Raw genomic sequence first — 8,021 nt, 5'->3', positions numbered from 1 at the left:
GACTTCAAGCCGTTTGGCTGGTACCGCATCGCCCTCGGCGTCGTGGTGATTGCGTACTTCCTGTTTGCCTACCACATCATCTAGCGCGTGGGAGAAGCGCGGCGCACGGCATCGCAACCGGTACGATTCAGGCGGTCAGCCCTTGTGGCTGGCCGCCTTTTTATATGCCGTAGCGGTCCCGCAGGTCCTGCAGAACCTCGTTCATGTCATGCGTCCTGCCAGCGCGAATGTCTGCCTCGGCACGCTCGATTGACTCGTACAGCCTGCGGCGCGCCTCGGCATCGCGCGCCGACTCGCCCTTGGTGCCGCCGGAGGGGATGCGTGTCACGTCTGCCATGGCGGTCCTTTCGTCTGGGTTCCGGATGATGCCTATGGTACCCACCCGGCGGCCTACTATGGCAGTCGTCTGAGCACCACGTATGCGTTGAGATCGCCAGGCGTAAAGCTTAATTCGCGTATGCCGCGCCGAGCGGCAGGATAGTCCTTCCCCTCTGCAATTGATATAATTAAAGTAACAGATTCCAGCTAGACACTTGTTTGGTTTGGAAACCTTAAGATGCATAAACTCGCGTGTGACAGGAAACCCCGACCATAACGTAAAGGTTTGGCTGGTGGGGAGAAAAACGCCTCACCTTTGATGTTTTGTCGCCTGGCCCCATAGTCCGTGCATGCAACGCTATCGTTAAAAATGGCATATCAATCACTTAGATTCATGCAGTTTATTGAGCTAATTGTGCGCGCTGGAATGTCGGATTCCACGTATCACAGCGGCACGCTCGCCCCCAACCAAGCAAAAATGTCACTACGCATATAGCTATTCGATATCCACACCTGAAAAAGTTGCCGAAACGTTTCCAGTCACGAAAACCCTTCGCCATGAGTAACGGTCGTGGGGGAATAAACGACCGTTTGGCGGTTCATTTTCGACCGCCTGCCCATTGGGCAGGCTAATCCTCTTAAACACTTTGCCCTTACGCGACGGGAGCCTTGCAGGATTTCCTAACGTACGTTTTCCGGAGATCCCTAACACGGTCTGGAGGGTGAAGGCATGCAAGAGGCATCCGCTGTCAGCATTGCTAAGCAGAAGAAGAAGGAGCTCGACTCCAGCTTCTTCAAGAAGGGCATCATGGTCGCCCTGTTTTCGAGCCTTATGTACGGCTTCTACACGGCGTTCGTGACTGCTGGTCAGAACTCACAGTTGTGGACCAGCTGGACCAGTGCCATCAACCCCACCGCCTTCCTCGCGGTCTTCATCATCCCGACCGTCGCCAGCGCGATCAACGACTCCTGCAGCGCCATCTGGGCGCTTGCCATCACTGCCAAGCAGGGCAAGCTTGGCGACTTCGGCCGCACCATCAACACCAAGCCTGGCGTCATCCTGATGCTCTCCGCGCTCGTCGGTGGTCCCATCGCCACGGTCGCCTACATCATCGCCCTCTCCCAGGCGGGCACCATCGTGGTTCCCATCGCGGCCCTCAACCCCGCCATCGGCTCGATTCTCTCCCGCATCCTCTACAAGCAGGAGCTCGGTCCCCGCAAGATCGCCGGCATTGCCATCTGTGTGCTCGCCGGCCTCATGATCGGCACCGCAAGCCTCACCGGTGACTCTTCCTCCAACATGGTCCTCGGTCTCGCGCTTGCGTTCATCGCGGCACTTGGCTGGGGTGCTGAGGGCTGCATCGCCGGCTACGCCTCCTGCATGATTGACACCCAGATTGGCATTACCATCCGCCAGTGCGTCTCTGGCGTGGTCGAGCTCATCGTCATCCTCCCGGTCCTGTCCCTCATCGGCGGTGTCAACCTTGGGCAGACCTTCGGTTACGTCGGCGCGGCAATCACCGACCTCCCCACGATCCTCTGCTTCATCGTTGCGGGCTTCTCTGCCTACAAGTCCTTCGCGAGCTGGTATCGCGGCAACTCCATGTGCGGCACCGCGCTCGGCATGGCCTGCAACGGCACGTACACCTTCGTCGCTCCCCTCGTCACCTGGATCATCGTCGGCCTGATCATGGGCGTCCCCGGCTACGCCCTCCCGCCGATCGCATGGGTCGCCGCAGTCGTCATGATCCTCGGCATCCTCGTCATCGCTGTTGACCCCAAGGAGCTCTTCGGAAAGAAGGAGGAGGCATAATGCGCCCGCTCAACTACGCAATGCTCAAGTACTTCACGACGGTCGACGAGGCAAGCGTGGACGACGTGATGAAGGACCTCGCGTCCGACTACTCCGGATACACGGCGTTCAAGCGCGACAAGATGCAAGAGGCCCTCATGACGGCCGAGAAGAACGGGCTCATCAGCGAGAGCCGCGTCGACCTGGACGACAACGGCGACCTTCGGGTGTTCTACAGCGCTGACGCCGAGCAGCGCGACACGATCAATTCCTACATCAAGTAAGGGGGTTCGTCATGCGCTACAGGGGAGAGGAGGCCATCGGCCTCATCGAGACCATCGGCATGGTTCCCGCGCTCTACGCGGCCGACGCCATGCTGAAGGCCGGCGACACCGAGCTCGTCAGCTACGAGAACGTCGGGTCCACCCTGGTCACCATCATCGTCAAGGGCGACGTCGCGGCATGCGAGGCTGCGGTCAAGGCTGGCAAGGAGGCTGCCTCCAGCATCGGCAAGCTCACCGCCGCGAACGTGATGAAGAGGCCCGTGCCGCCCATCGGAGACGTCGTCTCCGTCCACGACGTGGACTACAACTAGGAGGTTGTCATGGCAAGTGAGGGCATGAACGCGCTTGGGGCCATCGAGACCTTTGGTCTGGTCTGGGTCCTCGAGGCGGGCGACGCCATGTGCAAGGCGGGAGACGTCGAGCTCATCGGCTACGAGAACACCGCCTCCGGCTACATCTCCATCCTCGTCCAGGGTGACGTCGCGGCATGCAAGGCCGCGGTCGCGGCGGGAGTCAAGGCAGTCGAGGCACTGGGTGCCGAGGTCTACAGCTCCGTCGTCATCCCGAGGCCGCATCCCAGCCTCAAGAAGATCACCGACAAGTACACCGTCGAAAAGCTGCTTCCCTACTAAGGGGGTGTCGAATGTCTCTCATCGATAACGATCTCCTCTCGATTCAGGAGGCTCGAATCCTCCTGGAGCATGCGGCCGAGTCCGCGGAGGTCCTCGAGGGACTGCCGGCATCGCTGGTCGACGACTTCCTGTCCCATCTACGCGAGCGTCTTCTCCCGAAGGCTCTCGAGTACGCGGAGTCGTCCTTCTCCGAAAGCGACTACTGCTCTCCCGAGGATGAGTCCGAGCTCACGAAGTGGGTCATCAGCGACCTGCTCGATGACGTGTGCGCACAGACACCGGTCCAAAAGATTGTTCGCTCGCGCAACGGCTCGGCAGAGGTGTGCCTATCCAAGGGCGTCGTTGTCTCGCTGCTTCCCGATTGGCTTGCGGTTCCCACGATGCTCAGCCAGCTTTTCATGGCCGTGCGCTCAAAGAGCCCCATCGTCTTCTCGGCCAGCGCCCGCATTCACACGACGTGCGAGAAGGTCATGGAGGACGTGCTCGAGGTTGCCGAGTTCTGCCACTATCCCACGGAAGCGATTGGCTACCTTTCGACGTACTGCCCGGAGGGCGAGGAGTGGGTCTGCTCCCAGCCTTGCGTGCGCGTGGTGATCGACTCTCGCGAGGAGTCGAACCCGCACGACTTCGACGCTGCCGGCAGGGACGTCTACCACGCAACGCTCGGCAACAACCCGGTCTTCGTGGAATCGACCGCCGACCTCGCGGCCTGCGCGGACGAGATAGTGCTTGGGAAGTCGTTCTGCTACGGAATGCTTCCCGGTGCCGAGCAGAGCATCGTCGTGGAGCGCGCCGTGGACGAGCAGTTCCAGGCGGAGCTCCGTCGCCGCGGATGCTATTTCCTCTCGGACGAGCAGGCAGACAGGCTCGTTGGCACGCTGTTCATGAAGGATGGCACGCCGTACCGCGAGCTCATCGCAAAGAGCGCCTTCGACCTCGCCCGCCGCGCGGACATCACGGTTCCCGAGAGCACTAAGGTCCTCGTCGTCGTGAAGCCCTACGTAAGCGAGTACAGCTTCTTCTCAAAGGCGAAGTTCGGTCCCGTCCTGTCGTACTACGTGGAGGACAGCTGGCGTACCGCGTGCGAGAAGTGCATCGAGCTGATCCTGAACAGCGGCCACGGCAACGCACTCTCGATCTTCTCGAAGGACCCCGAGGTCATCCGCCAGTTCATCCTCAAGAAGCCGGTGGGCAGGGTCCTCGTGAACGTGAGCACTGGTCTTGGATGCATCGGGTGCCACAGCGACCTTCCCAAGACGCTCACGGTCACCGGATGGGACTGCGCGACCACCTCGGAGCTCGGGGTCACCTACGGCGACTTCGTGCGAAGGAGGCAGGTCGGAATCGGGGAGGGCGCCGATGCGCGAGAGCTGCTCGACAGGGCGAGCTCGTGCGACCACACCCCGGTGACGGTCAAGATTCGGATTCCAAGCTCCAGGGGTGGGGAGAAGAGCCACCCGGAAGAGCCGAAGGATACAGGCAAGGAACCGGAAGAGTGGTTTTCCGGCGTAGTACAGGCAATTCGTAACGATTACGAGAAGGAGTGAGAATGGACATCAAGGAGTTTGCGAAGGAGCTGTCCGAGGCAACTAAGGACATGTCCGACGAGCAGCGCGAAACTGTTCGCAAGATGTTCGAGAAGGTGGCTGACCAGCTCGACGCGCCTGCCGCTCCCGCCCATGCGCACGTGAGCAGCGATGATCCCTACGACGTTCCCGATGGCCCCACCGATCGTCAGGTTCGCCTGAAGGACAACTTCCTCAAGCAGGTCCCCAGCATCACCATGTTCCGCGCCCGTGCGGTCACCGAGATCATGAAGGCTAACCCCGGCATGCCCAAGATCGAGCTGCGCGCCAAGGCCTTCCGTCACTGCTGCGAGACCGCGCCCCTCGTCATCCAGGATGATGAGCTCATCGTCGGTGCCCCCTGCGGCGCGCCTCGTGCCGGTGCCTTCTCGCCCGACCTCGCGTGGCGTTGGCTGCGCGACGAACTTGACACCATCGGCGACCGTCCCCAGGACCCGTTCTACATCTCCGAGGAGGACAAGCAGTACTGCCGCGACGTCCTGTTCCCGTTCTGGGAGGGCAAGTCGCAGGACGAGATCTGCGAGGACCAGTACCGTGAGGCCGGCGTCTGGGAGCTCTCCGGTGAGTCCTTCGTCTCTGACTGCTCGTACCACGCCATGAGCGGCGGTGGCGACTCCAATCCCGGCTACGACGTCATCCTCATGCACAAGGGCATGCTCGACATTCAGCAGGAGGCTAAGGATCACCTGGCTGAGCTCGACTACGCCAACCCCGATGACCTCGACAAGATTTACTTCTACAAGAGCGTCATCGACACCACCGAGGGCGTCATGATCTACTCCAAGCGCATGAGCGACTACGCCAAGGAGCTCGCCGACAAGTGCACCGACCCGAAGCGCAAGATGGAGCTCGAGCAGCTTTCCGACATCCTCGCCTATGTGCCCGCCCACAAGCCCCGCACCTTCTGGGAGGCCGTCCAGTCCGTCTTCACCATCGAGAGCCTGCTCCCGGTGGAGGAGAACCAGACCGGCATGTCCCTCGGCCGTGTGGACCAGTACATGTACCCGTTCTACAAGGCTGACATCGAGGCCGGCCGCATCACCCCGTACCAGGCCTTCGACATCGCTGGCTGCATGCTCATCAAGATGAGCGAGATGATGTGGGTTACCTCCCGTGGCCAGTCCGAGTTCTTCGCCGGCTACCAGCCGTTCGTGAACATGACCCTCGGCGGCGTCACCCGTCAGGGTCACGACGCGACCAACGACCTCACCTACCTGCTGATGGACGCCGTCCGTCACGTGAAGGTCTACCAGCCCTCCATCGCCTGCCGCATCAACAACAAGTCCCCCGAGAAGTACATGCGTAAGATTGTCGACATCGTGCGCTCGGGCATGGGCTTCCCCGCGTGCCACTTCGATGACACGCACATCAAGATGATGCTCGCAAAGGGCGTCAGTGTCGAGGATGCTCGCGACTACTGCATGATGGGCTGCGTCGAGCCTCAGAAGTCCGGCCGCCTCTACCAGTGGACCTCCACGTCCTACACGCAGTGGCCAATCTGCATCGAGCTCACCCTCAACCACGGCGTGCCCCTGTGGTACGGCAAGCAGGTCACGCCCGACTACGGCGACCCCGCGCAGTACAAGACCTACGAGGAGTTCGATGCCGCGGTCAAGAAGACCATCTACTACGTCACCAAGTGGACCGATGTTGCAACCGTGATCTCGCAGCGTGTTGCCCGTGATGTGGCTCCCAAGCCCCTCATGTCCATCATGTACGAGGGCTGCATGGAGAAGGGCAAGGACGTTTCCGCTGGTGGCGCCATGTACAACTACGGCCCTGGCGTCGTGTGGACGGGTCTGGCGACCTATGCGGACTCCATGGCCGCCATCAAGAAGCTCGTGTTCGACGAGCACAAGTACACCCTCACTGAGCTCAACGAGGGCCTCAAGGCCGACTTCGAGGGCTACGAGCAGATGCGGCAGGACTGCCTCAACGCGCCCAAGTACGGTAACGACGACGACTACGCCGATAACATTGCGGCTGACATCATCGACTACACCGAGCACATCCACCTCGACTTCAAGACGCTGTACTCGCACATGTCCACGGGCACCCTCTCCATCTCCAACAACACGCCCTTCGGCGAGATGACCGGCGCCTCCGCAAACGGCCGCAAGGCCTGGACCCCGCTGTCCGATGGCATCAGCCCCACCCAGGGTGCCGACCACAAGGGCCCGACCGCAATCATCAAGTCGGTCTCCAAGCTGTCGAACGATTCCATGAACATCGGCATGGTTCACAACTTCAAGCTCATGAGCGGCCTGCTTGACACCCCCGAGGGAGAGAACGGCCTCATCACGCTGCTGCGCACCGCTTCGATGTTCGGCAACGGCGAGATGCAGTTCAACTACCTGGACAACAAGACGCTCATCGATGCCCAGAAGCATCCCGAGAAGCACCGTGACCTGGTCGTGCGTGTCGCAGGCTACTCCGCATTCTTCAACGAGCTCTGCAAGGACGTCCAGGACGAGATCATCAGCCGCACGATGCTGACCAAGTTCTAGTTTCCATCGCATTAGAAGGTCTTTTAGGAGCCGCACGCCGCGGCAAGTAGTAGAAGGGAGAGGTTGCTATGAGCCATGAGCAGGGAAGCGTTGAGCGCAAGGCGCGCATCTTCAACCTTCAGAAGTACAACATGTACGACGGCCCCGGCGTGCGCTCCATGGCCTTCCTCAAGGGATGCCCGCTCCGTTGCAAGTGGTGCTCCAACCCCGAGAGCCAGCAGCGTGGCCACGAGGTCATGTTCAAGAGCGCCAACTGCGTCAGCTGTGGGGCATGCGTCGCCGTGTGCCCCGTGGGCGTGCACAAGATGGTCGACGGCCATCACGTGGTCGATCACAACGTGCAGTGCATCGGCTGCCGCCAGTGCGAGCAAGCCTGCCTGTACAGTGCCCTGCAGATCATGGGGGAGGATCGCCCCATCGACGAGATCGTCGAGTTCTTCGACGAGGACAAGGACTTCTACCGCATGTCTGGCGGCGGCATCACGCTGTCCGGAGGCGAGGTCCTTGCCCAGCCCGAGGCGACGCTCGCCATTCTCATGGCGTCCAAGGCCCGCGGCTACAACACGGCCATCGAGACCTGCGGGTACGCGTCCACCGAGACGATCATGAAGGTGGCCCAGTACGTGGACCTCTTCCTGTTCGACATCAAGCAGATGGACCCCGTGAAACACAAGTACTGGACGGGCGTAAACAACGAGCAGATTCTCTCGAACGTAAAGAACCTGCTCGAGAACGGCTACAACGTGCGAGTCCGCATGCCGCTTCTGAAGGGCGTGAACGACTCGAAGGAGGAGATCGACGCGGTAATCGAGTTCTTCAAGCCGTATCGCTACCAGAAGAACTTCGACGGCGTTGACCTTCTCCCATATCACAAGCTGGGGGTCGGCAAGTACGCCTCCCTT

8 protein-coding genes are annotated in these 8,021 nt (G+C 60.9%); 7 read left to right on the top strand and 1 reads right to left on the bottom strand.

The features are described 5' to 3' along the window. Positions 1-160: 160 nt before the first annotated feature. Positions 161-337 carry a hypothetical protein gene (locus ACI38Z_RS08680; RefSeq protein ID WP_439789802.1) on the bottom strand — a complete coding sequence of 59 codons (177 nt, stop codon included), beginning with the start codon at positions 335-337 and terminating at the stop codon, positions 161-163. A 711-nt stretch (positions 338-1,048) separates the two neighbouring features. Here ACI38Z_RS08680 and ACI38Z_RS08675 point away from each other — a divergent pair. From ACI38Z_RS08675 to cutD, 7 genes are all read left to right on the top strand, one after another. Then, positions 1,049-2,131, top strand: coding sequence for a hypothetical protein (locus tag ACI38Z_RS08675; RefSeq protein ID WP_439789801.1), 1,083 nt, complete (start codon positions 1,049-1,051; stop codon positions 2,129-2,131). Next, positions 2,131-2,394 carry a hypothetical protein gene (locus ACI38Z_RS08670; protein ID WP_439789800.1) on the top strand — a complete coding sequence of 88 codons (264 nt, stop codon included), beginning with the start codon at positions 2,131-2,133 and terminating at the stop codon, positions 2,392-2,394. The genes ACI38Z_RS08675 and ACI38Z_RS08670 overlap by 1 nt, the downstream gene beginning before the upstream one ends. 11 nt (positions 2,395-2,405) lie before the next feature. Further along, positions 2,406-2,705, top strand: a complete 300-nt coding sequence (locus tag ACI38Z_RS08665; RefSeq protein ID WP_439789799.1) for a BMC domain-containing protein — start codon at positions 2,406-2,408, stop codon at positions 2,703-2,705. Positions 2,706-2,714: 9 nt separating this feature from the next. Beyond that, on the top strand, positions 2,715-3,026 hold the full coding sequence (locus ACI38Z_RS08660; RefSeq protein ID WP_439789798.1) for a BMC domain-containing protein: 312 nt from the start codon (positions 2,715-2,717) through the stop codon (positions 3,024-3,026). Between the two features lie 11 nt (positions 3,027-3,037). Then, positions 3,038-4,573, top strand: a complete 1,536-nt coding sequence (locus ACI38Z_RS08655; RefSeq protein ID WP_439789797.1) for an aldehyde dehydrogenase — start codon at positions 3,038-3,040, stop codon at positions 4,571-4,573. 2 nt (positions 4,574-4,575) lie between these two features. Beyond that, positions 4,576-7,119, top strand: a complete 2,544-nt coding sequence (cutC, locus tag ACI38Z_RS08650; RefSeq protein ID WP_439789796.1) for a choline trimethylamine-lyase — start codon at positions 4,576-4,578, stop codon at positions 7,117-7,119. 68 nt (positions 7,120-7,187) lie between these two features. After that, on the top strand, positions 7,188-8,021 hold an 834-nt coding region (cutD, locus tag ACI38Z_RS08645), incomplete at its 3' end, for a choline TMA-lyase-activating enzyme (protein ID WP_439789795.1).

This window comes from Parafannyhessea sp. (genome assembly GCF_051876455.1).
Taxonomy (GTDB): Bacteria; Actinomycetota; Coriobacteriia; order Coriobacteriales; family Atopobiaceae; genus Parafannyhessea.
Note: the sequence above shows the minus strand (reverse complement) of the source record. Positions and strands in the feature narration are given on the sequence as shown.

Bases quoted from the DNA above. Each gene is read 5' to 3' on its own strand.
- ACI38Z_RS08675 (WP_439789801.1), top strand. From the start codon at position 1,049: ATGCAAGAGGCATCCGCTGTCAGCATTGCTAAGCAGAAGAAGAAGGAG.
- cutC (WP_439789796.1), top strand. From the start codon at position 4,576: ATGGACATCAAGGAGTTTGCGAAGGAGCTGTCCGAGGCAACTAAGGAC.
- ACI38Z_RS08665 (WP_439789799.1), top strand. From the start codon at position 2,406: ATGCGCTACAGGGGAGAGGAGGCCATCGGCCTCATCGAGACCATCGGC.
- ACI38Z_RS08660 (WP_439789798.1), top strand. From the start codon at position 2,715: ATGGCAAGTGAGGGCATGAACGCGCTTGGGGCCATCGAGACCTTTGGT.
- ACI38Z_RS08670 (WP_439789800.1), top strand. From the start codon at position 2,131: ATGCGCCCGCTCAACTACGCAATGCTCAAGTACTTCACGACGGTCGAC.
- ACI38Z_RS08680 (WP_439789802.1), bottom strand. From the start codon at position 337: ATGGCAGACGTGACACGCATCCCCTCCGGCGGCACCAAGGGCGAGTCG.
- ACI38Z_RS08655 (WP_439789797.1), top strand. From the start codon at position 3,038: ATGTCTCTCATCGATAACGATCTCCTCTCGATTCAGGAGGCTCGAATC.